Genomic DNA, 21,716 nt, shown 5'->3' with positions numbered 1-21,716 from the left:
CGCAGGGCGGTCGCCCGACGAGAGTCGGGTGGCCGCCCTGCGGCGCTTTGCCGCATGATGGAGGGCACACATCGTGTGGGGGAGCGTGCCTATCGTGAGCAGTCCGTGGGGGCAGCCGGCGCCGTGGCCGGGACAGCAGGGGCAGCCGTCGATGCTGGCGGGCCACTCCGACCGGGAGCGCGCGGTCGACGTGCTGCGCGCGGGCTTCGCCGAGGGCCGCCTCCAGCAGGACGAGTACGAGCGCCGCGTCGAGCGGGCCTACCAGGCGCGTACGGTGGGGGAGCTCGGCCTGCTTGTCGCCGACCTGCCGCAGGGCCCCTCGGGCTTTGCGCAAGGCCCGCCCGCGGTGTCCACCTTCATGGCGGCGCCGCCCGTGAACGGCAAGGCCACCGCCGCCATGATCTGCGGGATCGCGACATTTTTCACGTTCGGGGCCTCGGGTGTGCCCGCCGTGGTGCTCGGCCACATCGCCCGCTCCGAGATCCGCCGCACCCACGAGAGCGGCGACGGCCAGGCGGTCGCGGGCCTGGCCCTCGGCTGGCTGGCCATCGTGGGCTGGGCGGTGATCCTGCTCCTGGTGGTGTCGGCAGCGAACTGAACCAGCAGGGCACGTTTCAGCCCGTCCGGCGCTTGAGGACGAGGCCGAAGGCCGATAACCCGGCTCACGGCGCCCGAGGCGCCTGGCGTGTCCGGGGTGCGGGGTATTTGTTTTGACCGCAGCCAATGAGGTAGGTACGCTCAGACCTTGTGCCTGGGGTGTGCCTGGGCTCGCGCGCGTGTCTTCAACCGCATCGTGAGTCTGATCCGGCCACCGCAATCTGCGCCCTTCTCGCCTTTGGCGGGGGTCTGCAGCATTCGACACACCCGACCGCGTGGGTCGGCAACGTTCCAGGTTAGCTTTACTATTCGGCACACAGAAACCGGAGAAGTAGTGCCTACGATCCAGCAGCTGGTCCGGAAGGGCCGGCAGGACAAGGTCGAGAAGAACAAGACGCCCGCACTCGAGGGTTCGCCCCAGCGCCGTGGCGTCTGCACGCGTGTGTTCACGACCACCCCGAAGAAGCCGAACTCGGCGCTCCGGAAGGTCGCGCGTGTGCGTCTGACCTCCGGTATCGAGGTCACGGCCTACATCCCGGGTGAGGGACACAACCTGCAGGAGCACTCCATCGTGCTCGTGCGCGGCGGCCGTGTGAAGGACCTGCCGGGTGTTCGCTACAAGATCATCCGCGGCTCCCTCGACACCCAGGGTGTCAAGAACCGCAAGCAGGCCCGCAGCCGCTACGGCGCCAAGAAGGAGAAGTAAGAATGCCTCGTAAGGGCCCCGCCCCGAAGCGCCCGGTCATCATCGACCCGGTGTACGGCTCTCCTCTGGTGACCTCCCTCATCAACAAGGTGCTGCTGAACGGCAAGCGCTCCACCGCCGAGCGCATCGTCTACGGCGCCATGGAGGGTCTGCGTGAGAAGACCGGCAACGACCCGGTCATCACGCTGAAGCGCGCGCTGGAGAACATCAAGCCGACCCTCGAGGTCAAGTCCCGCCGCGTCGGTGGTGCGACCTACCAGGTGCCGATCGAGGTCAAGCCCGGTCGCGCCAACACGCTGGCCCTGCGCTGGCTGGTGGGCTACTCCCGCGCCCGTCGCGAGAAGACCATGACCGAGCGTCTGCTCAACGAGCTCCTCGACGCCTCCAACGGCCTGGGCGCCGCTGTGAAGAAGCGCGAGGACACCCACAAGATGGCCGAGTCCAACAAGGCCTTCGCGCACTACCGCTGGTAGTCGCTACCCCCATCGAGACCGAGAGAAGACTGAGCCGATATGGCTACCACTTCACTTGACCTGGCCAAGGTGCGCAACATCGGCATCATGGCTCACATCGACGCGGGCAAGACGACGACCACCGAGCGGATCCTGTTCTACACCGGTGTCTCGTACAAGATCGGTGAGGTCCACGACGGTGCCGCCACGATGGACTGGATGGAGCAGGAGCAGGAGCGTGGCATCACGATCACCTCTGCCGCCACCACCTGTCACTGGCCGCTGAACGACGTCGACCACACGATCAACATCATCGACACCCCCGGGCACGTCGACTTCACCGTCGAGGTGGAGCGCTCCCTGCGCGTGCTCGACGGTGCCGTGACGGTGTTCGACGGCGTCGCCGGTGTCGAGCCCCAGTCCGAGACCGTGTGGCGTCAGGCGGACCGCTACGGCGTCCCGCGCATCTGCTTCGTCAACAAGCTCGACCGTACGGGTGCCGAGTTCCACCGCTGCGTCGACATGATCGTCGACCGCCTCGGTGCGACCCCGATCGTCATGCAGCTGCCCATCGGCGCGGAGGCTGACTTCAAGGGCGTCGTCGACCTCGTCACGATGAAGGCCTTCGTCTGGTCCGCCGAGACCAAGATGGGCGAGGCCTACGACATCGTCGACATCCCGGCCACGCACACCGAGGCCGCCGACGAGTGGCGCGGCAAGCTCCTCGAGGCCGTCGCCGAGAACGACGAGCAGATGATGGAGCTGTACCTCGAGGGCCAGGAGCCCACCGAGGAGCAGCTGTACGCGGCGATCCGTCGCATCACCATCGCCTCGGGCAAGGGCGGCGACACCACCGTCACCCCCGTGTTCTGCGGCACCGCGTTCAAGAACAAGGGCGTCCAGCCCCTGCTCGACGCGGTCGTGCGCTACCTCCCCTCCCCCCTGGACGTCGAGGCCATCGAGGGCCACGGCACCAAGGACCCGGAGGAGATCGTCAAGCGCAAGCCGTCCGACGACGAGCCGCTCGCGGCCCTCGCGTTCAAGATCGCGAGCGACCCGCACCTCGGCAAGCTCACCTTCGTCCGGATCTACTCCGGTCGCCTTGACTCCGGCACCGCCGTGCTGAACTCCGTCAAGGGCAAGAAGGAGCGCATCGGCAAGATCTACCGCATGCACGCGAACAAGCGTGAGGAGATCGAGTCGGTGGGCGCCGGTGACATCGTCGCCGTCATGGGTCTGAAGCAGACCACCACGGGCGAGACGCTCTGTGACGACAAGGCCCCGGTCATCCTGGAGTCCATGGACTTCCCGGCGCCGGTCATCCAGGTCGCCATCGAGCCGAAGTCCAAGGGCGACCAGGAGAAGCTGGGTGTCGCCATCCAGCGCCTCTCGGAGGAGGACCCCTCCTTCCAGGTCCACTCGGACGAGGAGACCGGCCAGACCATCATCGGTGGTATGGGCGAGCTTCACCTCGAGGTGCTCGTCGACCGCATGAAGCGCGAGTTCCGCGTCGAGGCGAACGTCGGCAAGCCGCAGGTCGCGTACCGCGAGACGATCCGTCGGGCCGTCGAGCGCGTGGACTACACCCACAAGAAGCAGACCGGTGGTACCGGTCAGTTCGCCAAGGTGCAGATCGCGATCGAGCCCATCGTCGACGGCGACGCCTCGTACGAGTTCGTGAACAAGGTCACCGGTGGCCGCATCCCGCGGGAGTACATCCCGTCGGTGGACGCGGGTGCGCAGGAGGCCATGCAGTTCGGCATCCTGGCGGGCTACGAGATGACGGGCGTCCGCGTCACGCTGCTCGACGGTGCCTACCACGAGGTCGACTCCTCCGAGCTCGCCTTCAAGATCGCCGGTTCGCAGGCCTTCAAGGAGGCCGCGCGGCAGGCCAAGCCCGTGCTGCTCGAGCCGATGATGGCCGTCGAGGTCACCACGCCCGAGGACTACATGGGCGACGTCATCGGCGACATCAACTCCCGCCGTGGCCAGATCCAGGCCATGGAGGAGCGCAGTGGCGCCCGGGTCGTCAAGGGCCTGGTTCCGCTGTCGGAGATGTTCGGCTACGTCGGAGACCTCCGCAGCAAGACGTCGGGTCGCGCAAGCTACTCGATGCAGTTCGACTCCTACGCCGAGGTTCCGCGGAACGTCGCCGAGGAGATCATCGCGAAGGCCAAGGGCGAGTAGCTCACCCGAGCACACGCTTTAGGCTTGACACCGTCGGCCGGGGCAAACCCTGCGATCCGTGAGGAATGCCCCGGCGGTCGGCACCCCAGCAAAGATCACCTGGCGCCGATGAAGTAAGGCGTACAGAACCACTCCACAGGAGGACCCCAGTGGCGAAGGCGAAGTTCGAGCGGACTAAGCCGCACGTCAACATCGGCACCATCGGTCACATTGACCACGGTAAGACGACCCTCACGGCCGCCATTACCAAGGTGCTGCACGACGCGTACCCCGACCTGAACGAGGCCTCGGCCTTCGACCAGATCGACAAGGCTCCCGAGGAGCGCCAGCGCGGTATCACCATCTCCATCGCGCACGTCGAGTACCAGACGGAGACGCGTCACTACGCCCACGTCGACTGCCCCGGTCACGCGGACTACATCAAGAACATGATCACGGGTGCCGCGCAGATGGACGGCGCCATCCTCGTGGTCGCCGCCACCGACGGCCCGATGCCGCAGACCAAGGAGCACGTGCTCCTGGCCCGCCAGGTCGGCGTTCCGTACATCGTCGTCGCCCTGAACAAGGCCGACATGGTGGACGACGAGGAGATCCTGGAGCTCGTCGAGCTCGAGGTCCGTGAGCTCCTCTCCGAGTACGAGTTCCCGGGCGACGACGTCCCGGTCGTCAAGGTCTCGGCGCTCAAGGCGCTCGAGGGCGACGCCGAGTGGGGCAAGTCCGTCCTCGACCTGATGAAGGCCGTCGACGAGGCCATCCCGCAGCCCGAGCGTGACGTCGACAAGCCGTTCCTGATGCCGATCGAGGACGTCTTCACGATCACCGGTCGTGGCACCGTCGTCACCGGTCGTATCGAGCGTGGTGTCCTCAAGGTCAACGAGACCGTCGACATCATCGGCATCAAGACCGAGAAGACCACCACCACGGTCACCGGCATCGAGATGTTCCGCAAGCTGCTCGACGAGGGCCAGGCCGGTGAGAACGTCGGTCTGCTGCTCCGCGGCATCAAGCGCGAGGACGTCGAGCGCGGCCAGGTCATCATCAAGCCGGGCTCGGTCACCCCGCACACCGAGTTCGAGGCGCAGGCGTACATCCTGTCGAAGGACGAGGGTGGCCGTCACACCCCGTTCTTCAACAACTACCGCCCGCAGTTCTACTTCCGTACGACGGACGTGACCGGCGTCGTGACCCTCCCCGAGGGCACCGAGATGGTCATGCCGGGTGACAACACCGAGATGAAGGTGGAGCTCATCCAGCCCGTCGCCATGGAAGAGGGCCTGAAGTTCGCCATCCGTGAGGGTGGCCGGACCGTCGGCGCCGGCCAGGTCGTCAAGATCAACAAGTAAGCTCCGCTTGCTTGCTGGTCGGGGTGACCCGGCTGCTCTGAACTGAGCGCAGCAAGAGGCCCCGCTCGCCGTTACGGCGGGTGGGGCCTCTTGTCGTTGTGGGGCGCGCCGCGGGCGGCCGTGCCGCTTGACAATCGGCTCGATTGGCCTTCGTCGTACCAGGTGTGGCACACTGTTCAGGTTGCTCGGTTGAGTGCCGATGCTGTGCGCCTCCCGCCGGGAGGACTGAAAGCGAGTCCCACAGTACTCGTCGCCCCATCTGCCGTAAGGCAGCGCTGTGGCGGACGTACGGGAATCTTTCGGGAAGTGCGGTGCGGTGGCTCGGCCAGGCGCCCGGTGGGTTTCTTCCCCCGGACCCGCGGTCATTCAGGGCCGCAGCCCCTAGCAGGGAAATCCTTCGGGAGATCTGTGTGAGCGGGACTGCGACACGCCCGACCGCGTGGGTCGGAGGAAGTAGAAAAACGGGCCTCCCGGGGGCCAGAGCGTTCGAGACGAAGGACTACTAAGTAGCCATGGCGGGACAGAAGATCCGCATCCGGCTCAAGGCCTACGACCACGAGGTCATCGACTCCTCGGCGAAGAAGATCGTCGAGACGGTGACGCGTACTGGTGCGTCGGTCGCGGGCCCGGTGCCGCTGCCCACTGAGAAGAACGTGTACTGCGTCATCAAGTCGCCGCACAAGTACAAGGACTCGCGCGAGCACTTCGAGATGCGCACGCACAAGCGCCTGATCGACATCCTCGACCCGACGCCCAAGACCGTTGACTCGCTGATGCGCCTGGACCTTCCGGCCGGCGTTGACATCGAGATCAAGCTCTGAGAGGCACGGAAGAGATGACCAAGCAGATCAAGGGCATCCTGGGCGAGAAGCTCGGCATGACCCAGGTCTGGGACGAGAACAACCGTGTCGTCCCCGTGACCGTGGTCAAGGCCGGGCCCTGCGTTGTTACCCAGGTCCGTACGAATGACAGCGACGGCTACGAGTCGGTCCAGATCGCCTTCGGCGAGATCGACCCGCGCAAGGTGAACAAGCCCCTCAAGGGCCACTTCGCCAAGGCCGACGTGACCCCCCGTCGCCACCTCGTCGAGATCCGTACCTCGGACGCGTCCGAGTACACCCTCGGCCAGGAGCTCACCGCCGAGACCTTCGAGTCGGGCGTCAAGGTCGACGTGACCGGCAAGAGCAAGGGCAAGGGCTTCGCCGGTGTCATGAAGCGCCACAACTTCGGTGGCCTCGGCTCCAGCCACGGCACCCAGCGCAAGCACCGCTCGCCCGGCTCCATCGGTGGCTGCGCCACCCCGGGCCGCGTGTTCAAGGGCCTCCGCATGGCGGGCCGCATGGGCAACGAGCGGGTCACCACCCAGAACCTGACCGTCCACGCCGTTGACGCGGAGAAGGGTCTGCTGCTCATCAAGGGCGCGGTTCCCGGTCCGAACGGCGGCCTCGTCCTGGTCCGCACCGCGGCCAAGGGGGCCTGAGGTAACCGATGAGCACTGTTGAGATCCTTTCGCCGGCAGGCGACAAGGCCGGTACCGTCGAGCTCCCCGCGGAGATCTTCGACGCGAAGGTCAGCATCCCGCTGATCCACCAGGTCGTTGTCGCGCAGCTGGCCGCTGCCCGCCAGGGCACGCACAAGACCAAGACGCGCGGCGAGGTCCGTGGTGGCGGCAAGAAGCCGTACCGCCAGAAGGGCACCGGCCGCGCCCGCCAGGGTTCGACCCGCGCGCCGCAGTTCGCCGGTGGTGGCGTCGTGCACGGTCCCGTGCCGCGTGACTACTCGCAGCGGACCCCGAAGAAGATGAAGGCCGCCGCCCTGCGCGGTGCCCTCACCGACCGGGCCCGCAACAGCCGCATCCACGTCGTCTCCGACGTGGTCGAGGGCGACATCTCCACGAAGGCCGTCAAGGCTCTCCTCGGCAAGATCAGCGAGCGCAAGAACGTGCTCCTGGTCGTCGAGCGCGAGAACGAGAAGGCCGTGCTGTCCGCCCGCAACCTGCCCCAGGTCCACATCCTGGAGCCGGGCCAGCTGAACACGTACGACGTTCTCGTCTCGGACGACGTGGTCTTCACCCAGGCCGCGTTCGAGTCCTTCGTGTCGGGCCCGAAGGCCAATGACACCGAAGGGAGCGAGGCCTGATGGCTATCCGTCACCCCGCTATCGCCTCGAAGGCCGCCAAGGCCGCCAAGGCCGCGCGCGTCGCCAAGGCGAAGCGCCACGCCACCGAGGGCAAGAACACCGTCGAGACGCCGCTGAGCAAGAGCTTCACGGACCCCCGTGACGTGCTCCTCAAGCCGGTCGTCTCGGAGAAGAGCTACGCGCTGCTCGACGAGGGCAAGTACACCTTCGTCGTCGCGCCCGGCGCCAACAAGACCCAGATCAAGCAGGCCGTCGAGGCGGTCTTCTCGGTCAAGGTCACCGGCGTCAACACGCTCAACCGCCAGGGCAAGCGCAAGCGCACTCGTACGGGCTTCGGCAAGCGTGCCGACTCCAAGCGCGCGATCGTGACCCTTGCTGAGGGCGACCGTATCGACATCTTCGGCCAGGCCTCCTAACGGAGACCCTGGTCCGAATATCGGACGAGGACTGAGAAATGGGAATCCGCAAGTACAAGCCGACGACGCCGGGCCGCCGTGGCTCCTCCGTCGCCGACTTCGTCGAGGTCACGCGGTCCACGCCGGAGAAGTCGCTGGTCCGCCCCCTGCACAGCAAGGGCGGCCGTAACAACGCCGGTCGTGTGACCGTTCGCCACCAGGGTGGCGGACACAAGCGCGCCTACCGTGTGATCGACTTCCGTCGTCACGACAAGGACGGCGTGCCGGCCAAGGTCGCGCACATCGAGTACGACCCGAACCGCACCGCGCGCATCGCCCTGCTGCACTACGCAGACGGCGAGAAGCGCTACATCATCGCTCCGCGCAACCTGGCGCAGGGTGACCGGGTGGAGAACGGCCCTGGCGCCGACATCAAGCCCGGCAACAACCTTGCCCTGCGCAACATCCCGGTCGGTACCACGATCCACGCGATCGAGCTCCGTCCGGGCGGCGGCGCCAAGTTCGCCCGCTCCGCGGGTGCCTCGGTGCAGCTGCTCGCGAAGGAGGGCTCGATGGCCCACCTGCGCATGCCGTCGGGCGAGATCCGTCTGGTCGACGTCCGCTGCCGCGCCACCATCGGTGAGGTCGGCAACGCCGAGCAGTCGAACATCAACTGGGGCAAGGCCGGCCGCAAGCGCTGGCTGGGCGTCCGTCCCACCGTTCGCGGTGTCGTGATGAACCCGGTTGACCACCCGCACGGTGGTGGTGAGGGCAAGACCTCTGGTGGTCGTCACCCGGTCTCGCCCTGGGGCAAGAAGGAAGGCCGTACTCGTTCGCCCAAGAAGGCGTCGAACAAGTACATCGTCCGCCGCCGCAAGACGAACAAGAAGCGCTAAGGACGGGTTGAGATGCCTCGTAGCCTGAAGAAGGGGCCCTTCGTCGACGACCACCTGATCAAGAAGGTGGATGTCCAGAACGAAGCCGGCACCAAGAACGTCATCAAGACCTGGTCCCGCCGCTCGATGATCGTCCCGGCCATGCTCGGCCACACGATCGCGGTGCACAACGGCAAGACCCACATCCCGGTGTTCGTCACCGAGTCGATGGTCGGCCACAAGCTCGGCGAGTTCTCGCCGACGCGCACCTTCCGGGGTCACGTCAAGGACGACCGGAAGTCGAAGCGCCGCTAAGGCGGGGTGGAATCGACTATGACTAACACCGAAGGGACAACCATGGAAGCCAGGGCCCAGGCGCGGTACATCCGCGTCACGCCCATGAAGGCCCGCCGCGTGGTGGACCTCATCCGTGGCATGGATGCCACGGAGGCTCAGGCGGTCCTGCGTTTCGCCCCGCAGGCCGCCAGCGTGCCGGTCGGCAAGGTGCTGGACAGCGCCATCGCCAACGCCGCGCACAACTACGACCACACGGACGCGTCGTCGCTGTACATCAGCGAGGCGTACGTGGACGAGGGCCCGACCCTGAAGCGGTTCCGTCCGCGTGCTCAGGGCCGTGCCTACCGGATCCGTAAGCGGACCAGCCACATCACCGTGGTCGTCAGCAGCAAGGAAGGAACCCGGTAATGGGCCAGAAGGTAAACCCGCACGGGTTCCGGCTCGGTGTCACGACCGACTTCAAGTCGCGTTGGTACGCCGACAAGCTGTACAAGGACTACGTCAAGGAAGACGTCGCCATCCGTCGGATGATGACGTCCGGCATGGAGCGCGCCGGCATCTCGAAGGTGGAGATCGAGCGCACCCGTGACCGCGTGCGTGTGGACATCCACACCGCTCGTCCCGGCATCGTCATCGGCCGCCGTGGCGCCGAGGCCGACCGCATCCGCGGTGACCTCGAGAAGCTCACGGGCAAGCAGGTCCAGCTGAACATCCTCGAGGTCAAGAACCCCGAGACGGACGCTCAGCTCGTGGCCCAGGCCGTCGCGGAGCAGCTGTCCTCCCGCGTCTCCTTCCGTCGCGCCATGCGCAAGAGCATGCAGTCGGCGATGAAGGCGGGCGCCAAGGGCATCAAGATCCAGTGTGGCGGTCGTCTCGGCGGCGCCGAGATGTCCCGCTCGGAGTTCTACCGCGAGGGCCGTGTGCCCCTGCACACGCTCCGCGCCAACGTGGACTACGGCTTCTTCGAGGCCAAGACGACCTTCGGCCGCATCGGCGTGAAGGTCTGGATCTACAAGGGCGACGTCAAGAACATCGCCGAGGTCCGCGCCGAGAACGCCGCTGCCCGCGCCGGCAACCGCCCGGCCCGTGGTGGCAACGACCGCCCGGCCCGCGGTGGCCGTGGTGGCGAGCGTGGCGGCCGCGGCCGCAAGCCGCAGCAGCAGTCCGCGCCGGCTGCCGAGGCCCCCAAGGCCGAGGCTCCCGCCGCTGCCGCTCCGGCTGCTGAGAGCACCGGAACGGAGGCCTGACCGACATGCTGATCCCCCGTAGGGTCAAGCACCGCAAGCAGCACCACCCCAAGCGCTCGGGCATGAGCAAGGGTGGCACGCAGGTTGCGTTCGGTGAGTACGGCATCCAGGCCCTGGGCCCGGCGTACGTCACCAACCGTCAGATCGAGGCCGCGCGTATCGCGATGACCCGCCACATCAAGCGTGGCGGCAAGGTCTGGATCAACATCTACCCGGACCGTCCCCTCACCAAGAAGCCTGCCGAGACCCGCATGGGTTCCGGTAAGGGTTCGCCGGAGTGGTGGATCGCCAACGTCAAGCCCGGACGCGTCATGTTCGAGCTGTCGTACCCCAACGAGAAGATCGCCCGTGAGGCGCTGACCCGTGCGGCCCACAAGCTGCCGATGAAGTGCCGGATCGTCAAGCGCGAGGCAGGTGAAGCGTGATGTCGGCCGGTACCAAGGCGTCCGAGCTGCGCGAGCTGGGCAACGAGGAGCTCCTCAACAAGCTCCGCGAGGCCAAGGAAGAGCTGTTCAACCTCCGCTTCCAGGCGGCGACGGGTCAGCTCGAGAACCACGGTCGGCTCAAGGCCGTCCGTAAGGACATCGCGCGGATCTACACCCTGATGCGTGAGCGCGAGCTGGGCATCGAGACGGTGGAGAGCGCCTGATGAGCGAGAGCAACGTGACTGAAACTGCAGACATCAGCGGCTCCGCCGCGGTGAAGGCCGCGCGCGGCTTCCGCAAGACCCGTGAGGGTCTGGTCGTCAGCGACAAGATGGACAAGACCGTCGTCGTCGCAGTCGAGGACCGCGTCAAGCACGCGCTGTACGGCAAGGTCATCCGCCGTACGAACAAGCTCAAGGCGCACGACGAGCAGAACGCCGCGGGTGTCGGCGACCGTGTCCTCCTCGCGGAGACCCGGCCGCTGTCCGCGACGAAGCGCTGGCGCGTCGTCGAGATCCTCGAGAAGGCCAAGTAATTTCCGAGGGGGTCTCCCCTCGGATCAGTTCCGCCAGGCTCGGCAGGGGCCCCACTCCCTCTAGGGACGAGGCCCCTGCCGGGAACCGGCAGACAAACAGGAGATAGACGTGATCCAGCAGGAGTCGCGACTTCGCGTCGCCGACAACACGGGTGCGAAGGAAATCCTCACCATCCGTGTTCTCGGTGGCTCGGGTCGCCGCTACGCGGGCATCGGTGACGTCATCGTCGCCACCGTCAAGGACGCGATCCCCGGTGGCAACGTGAAGAAGGGTGACGTCGTCAAGGCGGTCATCGTTCGCACCGTCAAGGAGCGCCGCCGTCCGGACGGCTCGTACATCCGCTTCGACGAGAACGCCGCCGTCATTCTGAAGAACGACGGCGACCCTCGCGGCACCCGTATCTTCGGCCCGGTGGGCCGTGAGCTGCGCGAGAAGAAGTTCATGAAGATCATCTCGCTCGCGCCGGAGGTGCTGTAAGCATGAAGATCAAGAAGGGCGACCTGGTCCAGGTCATCACCGGTAAGGACAAGGGCAAGCAGGGCAAGGTCATTGCCGCTTACCCGCGCGACGAGCGCGTCCTGGTCGAGGGTGTCAACCGGGTCAAGAAGCACACGAAGGCCGGCCCCACGGCCTCCGGCTCGCAGGCCGGTGGCATCGTCACGACCGAGGCGCCGATCCACGTCTCCAACGTCCAGCTGGTCGTTGAGAAGGACGGCAAGAAGGTCGTCACGCGCGTCGGCTACCGCTTCGACGACGAGGGCAACAAGATCCGCGTTGCCAAGCGGACGGGTGAGGACATCTGATGACGACCACCACCACTCCGCGCCTCAAGACGAAGTACCGCGAGGAGATCAAGGGCAAGCTGCAGGAGGAGTTCTCGTACGAGAACGTCATGCAGATCCCCGGCCTCGTGAAGATCGTGGTGAACATGGGTGTCGGCGACGCTGCCCGTGACTCCAAGCTCATGGACGGTGCCGTCCGTGACCTGACCACGATCACCGGTCAGAAGCCGGCCATCACCAAGGCCCGGAAGTCCATCGCGCAGTTCAAGCTGCGTGAGGGCCAGCCGATCGGTGCCCACGTCACGCTCCGTGGCGACCGCATGTGGGAGTTCCTGGACCGCACCCTGTCGCTCGCGCTGCCGCGTATCCGCGACTTCCGTGGCCTGTCCCCCAAGCAGTTCGACGGCCGTGGCAACTACACCTTCGGTCTCACGGAGCAGGTCATGTTCCACGAGATCGACCAGGACAAGATCGACCGTGTCCGGGGTATGGACATCACCGTGGTCACCACGGCGACCAACGACGCTGAGGGCCGCGCGCTCCTTCGTCACCTCGGCTTCCCGTTCAAGGAGGCGTGAGCGAGATGGCGAAGAAGGCTCTGATCGCTAAGGCTGCTCGCAAGCCCAAGTTCGGTGTGCGTGGCTACACCCGCTGCCAGCGCTGCGGCCGCCCGCACTCCGTGTACCGCAAGTTCGGCCTGTGCCGCGTGTGCCTTCGTGAGATGGCTCACCGTGGCGAGCTGCCGGGCGTGACCAAGAGCTCCTGGTAGTCCCCTAGTTGGGATGACCGGAGTCTCTCGGTAAGCAATGAGGTCGGTGGGGGCCCGGCCGCGCATGCCTTAGGCTTGTGTGGTTGGGCGCCCTGCCGCCCTCGTACGACTTACTACGCCGTAGGTCCCCGCGCCGCACCCGTCCCGCCCATGAGTGGGGAGAGGGATGGCGCAGACAGGAAACCCCGGCGAGAGAGGCCGAAGGCCAATTCATGACCATGACTGATCCGATCGCAGACATGCTTACGCGTCTGCGGAACGCGAACTCGGCATACCACGACACCGTGGCGATGCCGCACAGCAAGATCAAGTCGCACATCGCGGAGATCCTCCAGCAGGAGGGTTTCATCACGGGCTGGAAGGTCGAGGACGCCGAGGTCGGCAAGAACCTCGTTCTCGAGCTCAAGTTCGGGCCGAACCGTGAGCGCTCCATCGCGGGCATCAAGCGGATCTCGAAGCCTGGTCTGCGTGTTTACGCGAAGTCCACCAACCTGCCGAAGGTGCTCGGCGGCCTGGGCGTGGCCATCATCTCCACGTCCCACGGCCTGCTCACCGGCCAGCAGGCGGGCAAGAAGGGCGTGGGTGGGGAAGTCCTCGCCTACGTCTGGTAGCGGAAGGGAACGGAGGAAACAGCTATGTCGCGTATTGGCAAGCTCCCCATCACGGTTCCCGCCGGCGTGGACGTCACCATCGACGGCCAGACGGTCCAGGTGAAGGGCCCCAAGGGCACCCTGAGCCACACCGTCGTGTCGCCGATCGAGATCGCTAAGGGCGAGGACGGCGTTCTGAACGTCACCCGCCCGAACGACGAGCGTCAGAACAAGGCCCTGCACGGCCTGTCCCGCACGCTGGTGGCGAACATGATCACCGGTGTGACCCAGGGTTACGTGAAGAAGCTCGAGATCAGCGGTGTCGGTTACCGCGTCCTGGCGAAGGGCTCCAACCTGGAGTTCTCGCTCGGCTACAGCCACCCGATCCTGATCGAGGCGCCCGAGGGCATCTCGTTCAAGGTCGAGTCGCCGACCAAGTTCTCGGTCGAGGGCATCGACAAGCAGAAGGTCGGCGAGGTTGCGGCCAACATCCGCAAGCTGCGCAAGCCTGACCCGTACAAGGCCAAGGGCGTCAAGTACGAGGGCGAAGTCATCCGCCGCAAGGTCGGAAAGGCGGGTAAGTAAGCCATGGCATACGGTGTCAAGATTGCTAAGGGCGACGCTTACAAGCGTGCTGCCATCAAGCGTCGTCACATCCGGATCCGTAAGCACATCTCGGGTACGGCTGAGCGTCCGCGCCTGGTCGTGACGCGCTCCAACCGCCACATCGTGGCCCAGGTCATCGACGACATCCAGGGTCACACCCTGGCGTCGGCGTCGACCCTGGACGCGTCCATCCGTGGTGGCTCGGACGACAAGTCGGCGCAGGCCGGCAAGGTCGGCGCCCTGGTCGCCGAGCGTGCCAAGGCCGCCGGTGTCGAGGCTGTCGTGTTCGACCGTGGCGGTAACCGGTACGCGGGTCGCATCGCGGCCCTGGCCGACGCCGCCCGCGAGGCCGGGCTCAAGTTCTGAGCTCGCTGCGTAGCTAGCGGAAAAGAGAGAGGTAAATCCAATGGCTGGACCCCAGCGCCGCGGCAGCGGTGCCGGTGGCGGCGAGCGGCGGGACCGGAAGGGCCGTGACGGCGGCGCAGTTGCCGCCGAGAAGACCGCGTACGTTGAGCGCGTTGTCGCGATCAACCGCGTCGCCAAGGTTGTGAAGGGTGGTCGTCGCTTCAGCTTCACCGCGCTGGTCGTGGTGGGCGATGGCGACGGCACCGTGGGTGTCGGTTACGGCAAGGCCAAGGAGGTGCCGGCCGCCATCGCCAAGGGCGTTGAGGAGGCCAAGAAGCACTTCTTCAAGGTCCCGCGTATCGCCGGTACCATCCCGCACCCGATTCAGGGTGAAAAGGCCGCGGGCATCGTCCTGCTCAAGCCGGCTTCGCCGGGTACCGGTGTTATCGCCGGTGGTCCCGTGCGCGCCGTGCTCGAGTGCGCCGGTGTTCACGACATCCTGTCGAAGTCCCTGGGCTCCGACAACGCGATCAACATCGTGCACGCGACCGTGGCGGCCCTCAAGGGTCTGCAGCGTCCCGAGGAGATCGCGGCCCGCCGTGGTCTGCCGCTCGAGGACGTCGCTCCCGCCGCTCTGCTGCGTGCGCGTGCCGGGGCTGGTGCGTAATGGCACAGCTCAAGATCACGCAGGTGAAGTCGTACATCGGCAGCAAGCAGAACCACCGTGACACCCTGCGTTCCCTTGGTCTCAAGGGCATCAACACGCAGGTCGTCAAGGAGGACCGCCCCGAGTTCCGCGGCATGGTGCACACCGTCCGCCACCTCGTGACGGTTGAGGAGGTCTGATCATGGCGGAGAACAACCCGCTGAAGATCCACAACCTCCGTCCGGCTCCCGGCGCCAAGACCGCCAAGACCCGTGTCGGTCGTGGTGAGGCGTCGAAGGGTAAGACGGCCGGTCGTGGTACCAAGGGCACGAAGGCCCGTTACCAGGTTCCGGAGCGCTTCGAGGGTGGCCAGATGCCCCTCCACATGCGTCTCCCGAAGCTGAAGGGCTTCAAGAACCCGTTCAAGACCGAGTACCAGGTCGTCAACCTGGACAAGCTCACCGCCCTCTACCCCGAGGGTGGCGAGGTCACGGTGGCCGACCTGGTCGCCAAGGGCGCCGTTCGCAAGAACAGCCTTGTCAAGGTCCTCGGCCAGGGCGAGGTCACCGTGGCGCTGCAGGTGACGGTTGACGCCGTCTCCGGCTCCGCCAAGGAGAAGATCACCGCCGCTGGCGGTACCGTCACCGAGCTCGTCTGAATTTCTCAGGCGTCTCGATGACTTGAGCGATCCCGACCGGGGATGCCCCACAAAAGGGGCATCCCCGGTTGGTCGTTCCAAGGGGGGCACGGTCGCCGGTAAGGTGGCGTGCACTGTTACTTTCCGCGCGGTCTGTCCTCGCGACCGGCCGGGCGGTTCTTGGCTTTCAGTTAGACACACACGTACTTATCCGTCGGACACACCACCGTCACCTCTGACGCAGTAGCGCGGGGGTCGCAGGAGGCACCGTGCTCACCGCGTTCGCCCGGGCGTTCAAGACGCCCGACCTGCGCAAGAAGCTGCTCTTCACGCTCGGCATCATCGTGATCTACCGGCTCGGGACGCACGTCCCGATCCCGGGCATCGACTACAAGAACGTCCAGACCTGTATCGACGCGGCCAATGCCAACCAGGGCCTGTTCGGTCTGGTCAACATGTTCAGTGGCGGCGCGCTCCTGCAGATCACGATCTTCGCGCTCGGCATCATGCCGTACATCACGGCGAGCATCATCCTGCAGCTGTTGACCGTGGTGATCCCGCGTCTGGAAGCCCTCAAGAAAGAGGGCCAGGCGGGCACGGCCAAGATCACGCAGTACACGCGCTACCTGACCATCGCCCTGGCCATCCTGCAGGGCACCGGCCTGGTGGCCACCGCCCGCACCGGCACCCTGTTCCAGGGCTGCCCGGTCGCCTCGGAGATCGTCCCCGACCAGTCGATTTTCGTCACCATCACGATGGTCATCACCATGACCGCCGGTACGGCCACCGTCATGTGGCTCGGTGAGCTCATCACCGACCGCGGCATCGGCAACGGCATGTCGATCCTGATGTTCATCTCGATCGCCGCGACCTTCCCGGCCGCCCTGTGGGGCATCAAGAAGTCGGGCGACCTGGCGGGCGGCTGGATCGAGTTCGGCACCGTCATCCTCGTCGGCCTGTTCATGGTCGGCCTGGTGGTCTTCGTCGAGCAGGCGCAGCGTCGCATCCCGGTGCAGTACGCGAAGCGCATGATCGGCCGCAGGTCCTACGGCGGCACGTCGACGTACATCCCGCTGAAGGTCAACCAGGCGGGCATCATCCCTGTGATCTTCGCCTCGTCGCTGCTCTACATCCCGGCGCTCGTCGCCCAGTTCGCCGGTGGTCAGTCCGGTTGGAAGACGTGGATCGAGCAGAACCTGACCAAGGGTGACCACCCGATTTACATCGTCACCTACTTCGTCCTGATCGTGTTCTTCGCCTTCTTCTACGTCGCGATCTCCTTCAACCCGGAGGAAGTCGCCGACAACATGAAGAAGTATGGTGGCTTCATCCCGGGCATCCGGGCTGGCCGACCGACCGCTGAGTATCTGAGCTACGTACTCAACCGGATCACCTGGCCGGGCTCGCTGTATCTGGGGCTGATCGCTCTCGTGCCAACGATGGCGTTGGTGGGCTTCCAGGCCAACCAGAACTTCCCCTTCGGTGGAACGAGCATCCTCATCATCGTGGGTGTGGGCCTGGAGACCGTGAAGCAGATCGAGAGCCAGCTCCAGCAGCGCAACTACGAAGGGTTCCTCCGCTGATGCGAATCGTCCTCGTCGGGCCGCCCGGTGCCGGCAAGGGAACGCAGGCCGCGTTCCTTGCCAAGAACCTGTCGATCCCGCACATCTCCACGGGCGACCTCTTCCGCGCCAACATCAGCCAGCAGACGGAGCTCGGCAAGCTGGCCAAGTCCTACATGGACGCCGGGAACCTCGTCCCGGACGAGGTGACCATCGGCATGGCCAAGGACCGCATGGCGCAGGCCGACGCGGAGAACGGCTTCCTGCTGGACGGCTTCCCGCGCAACGTGTCGCAGGCCGAGGCCCTGGACGAGGCCCTCAAGGCCGACGGCCAGAAGCTGGACGCGGTCCTCGACCTGGAGGTCCCCGAGGACGAGGTGGTCAAGCGCATCGCGGGCCGCCGCATCTGCCGCAACGACTCCAGCCACGTCTTCCACGTGACGTACAGCCCGCCGAAGCAGCAGGACGTCTGCGACGTCTGCGGCGGCGAGCTCTACCAGCGCGGCGACGACAAGGAAGAGACCGTGCGCAAGCGGCTCGACGTCTACCACCGCGAGACCGAGCCGATCATCGACCACTACAAGGCGCAGGGCCTGGTCGTGACGATCTCGGCCCTCGGCAAGGTGGACGAGGTCACGCAGCGGGCGATGTCCGCCCTCCAGGGCGAGAGCGCCTGACACGGATGTGACTGGGCCGCGGCACCCCGGGCGGGTGCCGCGGCCCAGCCGTGGGCGGGGCGCGAGGGGCACTGCCGCGGCCGTATCGTGGTGAGTGCTCCTCGTATGCCGTACGTCGTACTCGTAGGTTCAGAAAGGCTCAGGCCCGGACATGGTGCAGATCAAGACTCCCGAGCAGATCGCCAAGATGCGTGCGGCGGGACTTGTCGTCGCCGCCATCCACCAGGCCACGCGGGCGGCGGCCGTGCCGGGCGCCACCACCAAGGACCTGGACGACGTGGCGCGCAAGGTGATCGCCGAGCACGGCGCCAAGTCGAACTTCCTCGGGTACGGCGGCTTCCCCGCGACCATCTGCACCTCGAAGAACGAGGTCGTCGTGCACGGCATCCCGAGCGACGACGTCGTCCTTGAGGACGGCGACATCATCTCCATCGACGCGGGCGCGATCGTGGACGGCTGGCACGGCGACGCCGCGTTCACCGCGTTCGTGGGCGGCGGTCACGCTCCGGAGCTGGTCGAGCTGTCCCGGGTGACCGAGGAGTCGATGTGGGCGGGCATCGCGGCCATGAAGCTGGGCAACCGGCTCGTCGACGTCTCCCGCGCCATCGAGACGTACATCCGCCGCCAGCCGCGGCCCGCGTCCGGCAAGTACGGGATCATCGAGGACTACGGCGGCCACGGCATCGGCACCGAGATGCACATGGACCCGCACGTGCTGAACTACGTGGAGCGGCGGCGCGGCCGCGGGCCCAAGCTGGTGCCCGGGTTCTGCCTCGCGATCGAGCCGATGGTGTCGCTCGGGACCGCGAAGACCGAGGTCCTGTCCGACGACTGGACGGTCATCACCACGGACGGCACGTGGTCCTCGCACTGGGAGCACTCGGTCGCGCTGACCGAGCAGGGGCCGCTGGTGCTCACCGCGCCCGACGGGGGCAAGGCGAAGCTCGCCGAGTACGGCGTCACCGCCGCGCCCGACCCGCTGGGCTGAGCCCCTGCCGGGCCGCGCCCCCGGGGCCACGTGTGTGCGGCGTCTGGGCACAGTGGGTGAGGGCTGCCGCGGTGCCGCTTAAGGATCTTCCCGGGCGGGCATTCTTTCTCGATTCGTCTTTCCGGGTGCACTGACGTAGACTGACGCGTCGGCTCTCGTGCACCCGCATGTCTGCGTCACCGCAGAGAGTCGATCAAGGTAGTCGATTCGAAGGGCGAAGCGTGGCCAAGAAGCAAGGTGCCATCGAGATCGAGGGCACTGTCGTCGAGTCTCTTCCGAACGCTATGTTCAAGGTCGAGCTCCAGAACGGCCACCAGGTCCTGGCACACATCAGCGGCAAGATGCGCATGCACTACATCCGCATCCTCCCTGACGACCGGGTCGTGGTGGAGCTGTCTCCGTACGACCTGACGCGTGGCCGGATCGTCTACCGGTACAAGTAGATCTTGCCTGTATCCCGCTCCGGCGGGGTGGTGGCACTGACCCGGAGAACCTCACACCCATGAAGGTCAAGCCGAGCGTCAAGAAGATCTGCGACAAGTGCAGGGTGATCCGCCGTCACGGTCGGGTCATGATCATTTGCGACAACCCGCGCCACAAGCAGCGCCAGGGCTGACGCACGTACTGCACTCGCAGATTTTCGCGCGACGCACGTAACAGCACATATGCAGGACCCGTCCCTCTCTAGGTCCATCAGGTAATGGAGGGCGACACCCCCGGTCGGAGGCCGGGGACCCAGTTCGTACCTCATACGGCGGCTGGGAGCGGTTCTGCTGAAGACCTCCGTAGATTCACAGGAGCCATGAATGGCACGCGTTGAAGGTGTTGACCTCCCGCGCGACAAGCGCATCGAGGTCGCCCTCACCTACGTGTTCGGCATCGGCCGGACGCTGTCCCAGCAGACGCTGGACGCCACTGGTGTCGACCGCAACACCCGTGTTCGCGACCTGACCGAGGACGACCTCGTCAAGATCCGCGAGTACGTGGACCAGAACGTCAAGACCGAGGGTGACCTCCGTCGCGAGATCCAGGCCGACATCCGCCGCAAGGTCGAGATCGGCTGCTACCAGGGTCTGCGCCACCGCCGTGGCCTGCCCGTCCGCGGCCAGCGCACCAGCACCAACGCTCGCACCCGCAAGGGCCCGCGTCGCGCCATCGCCGGTAAGAAGAAGCCGGGCAAGAAGTAGTCCTCGCTCAGCGGTCTATCGACAGCTGACGCTGCAGGACCGACCACCTCCCGTAGGAGTTAGAGATGCCCCCCAAGGGTCGTCAGGGCGCTGCCAAGAAGGTGCGCCGCAAGGAAAAGAAGAACGTCGCTCACGGCCACGCGCACATCAAGAGCACGTTCAACAACACGATCGTGTCCATCACGGACCCGACCGGCAACGTGATCTCCTGGGCCTCCGCCGGCCACGTCGGCTTCAAGGGCTCGCGCAAGTCCACCCCGTTCGCCGCGCAGATGGCCGCCGAGTCGGCCGCGCGTCGCGCGCAGGAGCACGGCATGCGCAAGGTCGACGTCTTCGTGAAGGGTCCGGGCTCCGGCCGCGAGACCGCGATCCGCTCCCTCCAGGCCACGGGCCTCGAGGTCGGTTCGATCCAGGACGTCACGCCGACCCCGCACAACGGCTGCCGTCCGCCGAAGCGTCGCCGCGTCTGACGCACGTCGCTTGACTTGAGGATTCGGGCGGTACGGCTCTTTCGGGCCGTATCGCCCGTACCCTTGTACTACTCAGGGCATCAAATAGTGGGTGCCCCTGACTGAAGGAATCGCTACATGCTGATCGCTCAGCGTCCCTCGTTGACCGAAGAGGTCGTCGACGAGTTCCGCTCCCGGTTCGTCATCGAGCCGCTGGAGCCGGGCTTCGGCTACACCCTCGGCAACTCCCTGCGTCGTACGCTCCTCTCCTCGATCCCGGGTGCGGCGGTCACGTCCATCCGCATCGACGGTGTCCTGCACGAGTTCACCACCGTGCCGGGCGTCAAGGAGGACGTCACCGACCTCATCCTCAACATCAAGCAGCTGGTCGTCTCCTCGGAGCACGACGAGCCGGTCGTGATGTACCTGCGCAAGCAGGGCCCGGGCCTGGTCACCGCCGCTGACATCGCGCCGCCGGCCGGTGTCGAGGTGCACAACCCCGACCTCGTCCTCGCCACGCTCAACGGCAAGGGCAAGCTGGAGATGGAGCTGACCGTCGAGCGCGGTCGCGGCTACGTCTCCGCCGTGCAGAACAAGCAGGTCGGCCAGGAGATCGGCCGCATCCCGGTCGACTCCATCTACTCGCCGGTCCTCAAGGTGACCTACAAGGTCGAGGCCACCCGAGTCGAGCAGCGCACCGACTTCGACAAGCTGATCGTCGACGTCGAGACCAAGCAGGCCATGCGCCCGCGCGACGCCATGGCGTCCGCCGGTAAGACCCTGGTCGAGCTGTTCGGTCTGGCCCGCGAGCTCAACATCGACGCCGAGGGCATCGACATGGGTCCGTCCCCGACGGACGCCGCGCTCGCCGCCGACCTGGCGCTGCCGATCGAGGAGCTGGAGCTCACGGTCCGCTCCTACAACTGCCTCAAGCGTGAGGGCATCCACTCCGTGGGTGAGCTCGTCGCCCGCTCCGAGGCCGACCTCCTGGACATCCGCAACTTCGGTGCGAAGTCCATCGACGAGGTCAAGATGAAGCTCAACGGGATGGGCCTCGCGCTGAAGGACTCGCCTCCCGGCTTCGACCCGACCGCTGCGGCTGACGCCTTTGGCGCGGATGACGACGCGGACGCCGGGTTCGTCGAGACCGAGCAGTACTAGAGCTCGGGCCCGACGGTCTGAATTTGGCTGCGCGTGCGTTGTGGTTGCTCGCGCAGTTCCCCGCGCCCCTTACGGGGCGCGGTCCGCTGACCCCGGTACCTGATACGGCCGGGGCAGA

At 66.3% G+C, this 21,716-nt stretch carries 34 protein-coding genes; all 34 read left to right on the top strand.

Features of this window, described 5'->3' with window-relative positions; translation table 11 throughout:
• Positions 1-94: 94 nt before the first annotated feature.
• Entirely contained in the window at positions 95-598 is a 504-nt protein-coding gene (locus tag ACIG3E_RS02590; protein WP_399610269.1) for a DUF1707 and DUF4190 domain-containing protein, read from the top strand.
• Positions 599-931: 333 nt separating this feature from the next.
• Positions 932-1,303 (top strand): 30S ribosomal protein S12, encoded by a 372-nt coding sequence (gene rpsL / locus ACIG3E_RS02585; RefSeq protein ID WP_003948652.1) that lies wholly within the window; start codon positions 932-934, stop codon positions 1,301-1,303.
• A 2-nt stretch (positions 1,304-1,305) separates the two neighbouring features.
• A complete protein-coding gene (gene rpsG, locus ACIG3E_RS02580) occupies positions 1,306-1,776 on the top strand; it encodes a 30S ribosomal protein S7 (protein WP_003974303.1) in 471 nt (156 codons plus the stop codon).
• A 39-nt stretch (positions 1,777-1,815) separates the two neighbouring features.
• A complete protein-coding gene (fusA, locus tag ACIG3E_RS02575) occupies positions 1,816-3,942 on the top strand; it encodes an elongation factor G (protein WP_030685487.1) in 2,127 nt (708 codons plus the stop codon).
• A 149-nt stretch (positions 3,943-4,091) separates the two neighbouring features.
• Positions 4,092-5,285 (top strand): elongation factor Tu, encoded by a 1,194-nt coding sequence (tuf, locus tag ACIG3E_RS02570; RefSeq protein WP_366789141.1) that lies wholly within the window; start codon positions 4,092-4,094, stop codon positions 5,283-5,285.
• A gap of 512 nt (positions 5,286-5,797) precedes the next feature.
• Positions 5,798-6,106, top strand: coding sequence for a 30S ribosomal protein S10 (gene rpsJ / locus ACIG3E_RS02565; protein WP_003948644.1), 309 nt, complete (start codon positions 5,798-5,800; stop codon positions 6,104-6,106).
• Between the two features lie 14 nt (positions 6,107-6,120).
• Complete coding sequence (gene rplC / locus ACIG3E_RS02560) at positions 6,121-6,765, top strand: 50S ribosomal protein L3 (RefSeq protein WP_138961312.1); 645 nt, start codon at positions 6,121-6,123, stop codon at positions 6,763-6,765.
• Positions 6,766-6,773: 8 nt separating this feature from the next.
• Entirely contained in the window at positions 6,774-7,424 is a 651-nt protein-coding gene (rplD, locus tag ACIG3E_RS02555; protein ID WP_030685479.1) for a 50S ribosomal protein L4, read from the top strand.
• Entirely contained in the window at positions 7,424-7,840 is a 417-nt protein-coding gene (gene rplW, locus ACIG3E_RS02550; RefSeq protein WP_030685476.1) for a 50S ribosomal protein L23, read from the top strand. Before rplD ends, rplW begins: the two co-directional genes overlap by 1 nt.
• A gap of 38 nt (positions 7,841-7,878) precedes the next feature.
• Positions 7,879-8,715 (top strand): 50S ribosomal protein L2, encoded by an 837-nt coding sequence (rplB, locus tag ACIG3E_RS02545; protein ID WP_138961314.1) that lies wholly within the window; start codon positions 7,879-7,881, stop codon positions 8,713-8,715.
• A gap of 12 nt (positions 8,716-8,727) precedes the next feature.
• Positions 8,728-9,009, top strand: coding sequence for a 30S ribosomal protein S19 (gene rpsS, locus ACIG3E_RS02540; protein ID WP_003948639.1), 282 nt, complete (start codon positions 8,728-8,730; stop codon positions 9,007-9,009).
• A gap of 42 nt (positions 9,010-9,051) precedes the next feature.
• Positions 9,052-9,399 (top strand): 50S ribosomal protein L22, encoded by a 348-nt coding sequence (rplV, locus tag ACIG3E_RS02535; protein WP_030685471.1) that lies wholly within the window; start codon positions 9,052-9,054, stop codon positions 9,397-9,399.
• Positions 9,399-10,238, top strand: coding sequence for a 30S ribosomal protein S3 (gene rpsC / locus ACIG3E_RS02530; RefSeq protein ID WP_030567260.1), 840 nt, complete (start codon positions 9,399-9,401; stop codon positions 10,236-10,238). The genes rplV and rpsC overlap by 1 nt, the downstream gene beginning before the upstream one ends.
• Positions 10,239-10,243: 5 nt before the next feature.
• Positions 10,244-10,663: a 50S ribosomal protein L16 gene (rplP, locus tag ACIG3E_RS02525; protein WP_366789142.1), complete on the top strand. Its 420-nt coding sequence runs from the start codon at positions 10,244-10,246 to the stop codon at positions 10,661-10,663.
• A complete protein-coding gene (gene rpmC, locus ACIG3E_RS02520; protein WP_010036720.1) occupies positions 10,663-10,887 on the top strand; it encodes a 50S ribosomal protein L29 in 225 nt (74 codons plus the stop codon). The genes rplP and rpmC overlap by 1 nt, the downstream gene beginning before the upstream one ends.
• Complete coding sequence (gene rpsQ, locus ACIG3E_RS02515) at positions 10,887-11,198, top strand: 30S ribosomal protein S17 (protein WP_399610257.1); 312 nt, start codon at positions 10,887-10,889, stop codon at positions 11,196-11,198. The genes rpmC and rpsQ overlap by 1 nt, the downstream gene beginning before the upstream one ends.
• 109 nt (positions 11,199-11,307) lie before the next feature.
• Positions 11,308-11,676 carry a 50S ribosomal protein L14 gene (gene rplN, locus ACIG3E_RS02510; RefSeq protein WP_003974257.1) on the top strand — a complete coding sequence of 123 codons (369 nt, stop codon included), beginning with the start codon at positions 11,308-11,310 and terminating at the stop codon, positions 11,674-11,676.
• 2 nt (positions 11,677-11,678) lie between these two features.
• Positions 11,679-12,002 carry a 50S ribosomal protein L24 gene (gene rplX, locus ACIG3E_RS02505; protein WP_384799819.1) on the top strand — a complete coding sequence of 108 codons (324 nt, stop codon included), beginning with the start codon at positions 11,679-11,681 and terminating at the stop codon, positions 12,000-12,002.
• Positions 12,002-12,559, top strand: a complete 558-nt coding sequence (gene rplE, locus ACIG3E_RS02500) for a 50S ribosomal protein L5 (RefSeq protein WP_138961315.1) — start codon at positions 12,002-12,004, stop codon at positions 12,557-12,559. Before rplX ends, rplE begins: the two co-directional genes overlap by 1 nt.
• A gap of 5 nt (positions 12,560-12,564) precedes the next feature.
• Positions 12,565-12,750, top strand: a complete 186-nt coding sequence (locus tag ACIG3E_RS02495; protein WP_003948630.1) for a type Z 30S ribosomal protein S14 — start codon at positions 12,565-12,567, stop codon at positions 12,748-12,750.
• 212 nt (positions 12,751-12,962) lie between these two features.
• Positions 12,963-13,361: a 30S ribosomal protein S8 gene (gene rpsH / locus ACIG3E_RS02490; RefSeq protein ID WP_018528360.1), complete on the top strand. Its 399-nt coding sequence runs from the start codon at positions 12,963-12,965 to the stop codon at positions 13,359-13,361.
• A gap of 24 nt (positions 13,362-13,385) precedes the next feature.
• Complete coding sequence (rplF, locus tag ACIG3E_RS02485) at positions 13,386-13,925, top strand: 50S ribosomal protein L6 (protein WP_138961317.1); 540 nt, start codon at positions 13,386-13,388, stop codon at positions 13,923-13,925.
• A gap of 3 nt (positions 13,926-13,928) precedes the next feature.
• Entirely contained in the window at positions 13,929-14,312 is a 384-nt protein-coding gene (gene rplR / locus ACIG3E_RS02480) for a 50S ribosomal protein L18 (RefSeq protein WP_138961318.1), read from the top strand.
• 40 nt (positions 14,313-14,352) lie between these two features.
• Positions 14,353-14,958, top strand: a complete 606-nt coding sequence (gene rpsE / locus ACIG3E_RS02475; RefSeq protein ID WP_399610250.1) for a 30S ribosomal protein S5 — start codon at positions 14,353-14,355, stop codon at positions 14,956-14,958.
• Complete coding sequence (gene rpmD, locus ACIG3E_RS02470) at positions 14,958-15,137, top strand: 50S ribosomal protein L30 (protein WP_052580766.1); 180 nt, start codon at positions 14,958-14,960, stop codon at positions 15,135-15,137. Before rpsE ends, rpmD begins: the two co-directional genes overlap by 1 nt.
• A 2-nt stretch (positions 15,138-15,139) precedes the next feature.
• A complete protein-coding gene (rplO, locus tag ACIG3E_RS02465) occupies positions 15,140-15,595 on the top strand; it encodes a 50S ribosomal protein L15 (RefSeq protein WP_138961319.1) in 456 nt (151 codons plus the stop codon).
• 248 nt (positions 15,596-15,843) lie between these two features.
• Positions 15,844-17,157, top strand: coding sequence for a preprotein translocase subunit SecY (gene secY / locus ACIG3E_RS02460; protein ID WP_399610245.1), 1,314 nt, complete (start codon positions 15,844-15,846; stop codon positions 17,155-17,157).
• Positions 17,157-17,813, top strand: a complete 657-nt coding sequence (locus ACIG3E_RS02455; RefSeq protein WP_150512584.1) for an adenylate kinase — start codon at positions 17,157-17,159, stop codon at positions 17,811-17,813. Before secY ends, ACIG3E_RS02455 begins: the two co-directional genes overlap by 1 nt.
• A 151-nt stretch (positions 17,814-17,964) precedes the next feature.
• Positions 17,965-18,801, top strand: coding sequence for a type I methionyl aminopeptidase (map, locus tag ACIG3E_RS02450; protein ID WP_399610242.1), 837 nt, complete (start codon positions 17,965-17,967; stop codon positions 18,799-18,801).
• A gap of 221 nt (positions 18,802-19,022) precedes the next feature.
• A complete protein-coding gene (infA, locus tag ACIG3E_RS02445; protein WP_003948620.1) occupies positions 19,023-19,244 on the top strand; it encodes a translation initiation factor IF-1 in 222 nt (73 codons plus the stop codon).
• A gap of 59 nt (positions 19,245-19,303) precedes the next feature.
• Entirely contained in the window at positions 19,304-19,417 is a 114-nt protein-coding gene (rpmJ, locus tag ACIG3E_RS02440; protein WP_003948619.1) for a 50S ribosomal protein L36, read from the top strand.
• A 190-nt stretch (positions 19,418-19,607) separates the two neighbouring features.
• Complete coding sequence (gene rpsM, locus ACIG3E_RS02435; protein ID WP_242721177.1) at positions 19,608-19,988, top strand: 30S ribosomal protein S13; 381 nt, start codon at positions 19,608-19,610, stop codon at positions 19,986-19,988.
• 65 nt (positions 19,989-20,053) lie between these two features.
• Complete coding sequence (gene rpsK / locus ACIG3E_RS02430) at positions 20,054-20,458, top strand: 30S ribosomal protein S11 (protein ID WP_003948617.1); 405 nt, start codon at positions 20,054-20,056, stop codon at positions 20,456-20,458.
• 117 nt (positions 20,459-20,575) lie between these two features.
• Entirely contained in the window at positions 20,576-21,598 is a 1,023-nt protein-coding gene (locus ACIG3E_RS02425; protein WP_016645160.1) for a DNA-directed RNA polymerase subunit alpha, read from the top strand.
• The last annotated feature ends 118 nt before the right edge of the window (positions 21,599-21,716 follow it).

The organism is Streptomyces sp. NPDC053474 (assembly GCF_044544845.1).
In the GTDB taxonomy this organism is placed as follows: Bacteria; Actinomycetota; Actinomycetes; order Streptomycetales; family Streptomycetaceae; genus Streptomyces.
The sequence above is the reverse complement of the archived record's forward strand: the minus strand, read 5'-3'. Positions and strand labels throughout refer to the sequence as shown.

What these genes read in the sequence shown, in the direction of transcription:
- rpsG (WP_003974303.1), top strand. Translation starts at nt 1,306, where the DNA reads ATGCCTCGTAAGGGCCCCGCCCCGAAGCGCCCGGTCATCATCGACCCG.
- fusA (WP_030685487.1), top strand. Translation starts at nt 1,816, where the DNA reads ATGGCTACCACTTCACTTGACCTGGCCAAGGTGCGCAACATCGGCATC.
- rpsJ (WP_003948644.1), top strand. Translation starts at nt 5,798, where the DNA reads ATGGCGGGACAGAAGATCCGCATCCGGCTCAAGGCCTACGACCACGAG.
- rplC (WP_138961312.1), top strand. Translation starts at nt 6,121, where the DNA reads ATGACCAAGCAGATCAAGGGCATCCTGGGCGAGAAGCTCGGCATGACC.
- rplD (WP_030685479.1), top strand. Translation starts at nt 6,774, where the DNA reads ATGAGCACTGTTGAGATCCTTTCGCCGGCAGGCGACAAGGCCGGTACC.
- rplW (WP_030685476.1), top strand. Translation starts at nt 7,424, where the DNA reads ATGGCTATCCGTCACCCCGCTATCGCCTCGAAGGCCGCCAAGGCCGCC.
- rplB (WP_138961314.1), top strand. Translation starts at nt 7,879, where the DNA reads ATGGGAATCCGCAAGTACAAGCCGACGACGCCGGGCCGCCGTGGCTCC.
- rpsS (WP_003948639.1), top strand. Translation starts at nt 8,728, where the DNA reads ATGCCTCGTAGCCTGAAGAAGGGGCCCTTCGTCGACGACCACCTGATC.
- rplV (WP_030685471.1), top strand. Translation starts at nt 9,052, where the DNA reads ATGGAAGCCAGGGCCCAGGCGCGGTACATCCGCGTCACGCCCATGAAG.
- rpsC (WP_030567260.1), top strand. Translation starts at nt 9,399, where the DNA reads ATGGGCCAGAAGGTAAACCCGCACGGGTTCCGGCTCGGTGTCACGACC.
- rplP (WP_366789142.1), top strand. Translation starts at nt 10,244, where the DNA reads ATGCTGATCCCCCGTAGGGTCAAGCACCGCAAGCAGCACCACCCCAAG.
- rpmC (WP_010036720.1), top strand. Translation starts at nt 10,663, where the DNA reads ATGTCGGCCGGTACCAAGGCGTCCGAGCTGCGCGAGCTGGGCAACGAG.
- rpsQ (WP_399610257.1), top strand. Translation starts at nt 10,887, where the DNA reads ATGAGCGAGAGCAACGTGACTGAAACTGCAGACATCAGCGGCTCCGCC.
- rplX (WP_384799819.1), top strand. Translation starts at nt 11,679, where the DNA reads ATGAAGATCAAGAAGGGCGACCTGGTCCAGGTCATCACCGGTAAGGAC.
- rplE (WP_138961315.1), top strand. Translation starts at nt 12,002, where the DNA reads ATGACGACCACCACCACTCCGCGCCTCAAGACGAAGTACCGCGAGGAG.
- ACIG3E_RS02495 (WP_003948630.1), top strand. Translation starts at nt 12,565, where the DNA reads ATGGCGAAGAAGGCTCTGATCGCTAAGGCTGCTCGCAAGCCCAAGTTC.
- rpsH (WP_018528360.1), top strand. Translation starts at nt 12,963, where the DNA reads ATGACCATGACTGATCCGATCGCAGACATGCTTACGCGTCTGCGGAAC.
- rplF (WP_138961317.1), top strand. Translation starts at nt 13,386, where the DNA reads ATGTCGCGTATTGGCAAGCTCCCCATCACGGTTCCCGCCGGCGTGGAC.
- rplR (WP_138961318.1), top strand. Translation starts at nt 13,929, where the DNA reads ATGGCATACGGTGTCAAGATTGCTAAGGGCGACGCTTACAAGCGTGCT.
- rpsE (WP_399610250.1), top strand. Translation starts at nt 14,353, where the DNA reads ATGGCTGGACCCCAGCGCCGCGGCAGCGGTGCCGGTGGCGGCGAGCGG.
- rpmD (WP_052580766.1), top strand. Translation starts at nt 14,958, where the DNA reads ATGGCACAGCTCAAGATCACGCAGGTGAAGTCGTACATCGGCAGCAAG.
- rplO (WP_138961319.1), top strand. Translation starts at nt 15,140, where the DNA reads ATGGCGGAGAACAACCCGCTGAAGATCCACAACCTCCGTCCGGCTCCC.
- ACIG3E_RS02455 (WP_150512584.1), top strand. Translation starts at nt 17,157, where the DNA reads ATGCGAATCGTCCTCGTCGGGCCGCCCGGTGCCGGCAAGGGAACGCAG.
- map (WP_399610242.1), top strand. Translation starts at nt 17,965, where the DNA reads ATGGTGCAGATCAAGACTCCCGAGCAGATCGCCAAGATGCGTGCGGCG.
- rpmJ (WP_003948619.1), top strand. Translation starts at nt 19,304, where the DNA reads ATGAAGGTCAAGCCGAGCGTCAAGAAGATCTGCGACAAGTGCAGGGTG.
- rpsM (WP_242721177.1), top strand. Translation starts at nt 19,608, where the DNA reads ATGGCACGCGTTGAAGGTGTTGACCTCCCGCGCGACAAGCGCATCGAG.
- rpsK (WP_003948617.1), top strand. Translation starts at nt 20,054, where the DNA reads ATGCCCCCCAAGGGTCGTCAGGGCGCTGCCAAGAAGGTGCGCCGCAAG.
- ACIG3E_RS02425 (WP_016645160.1), top strand. Translation starts at nt 20,576, where the DNA reads ATGCTGATCGCTCAGCGTCCCTCGTTGACCGAAGAGGTCGTCGACGAG.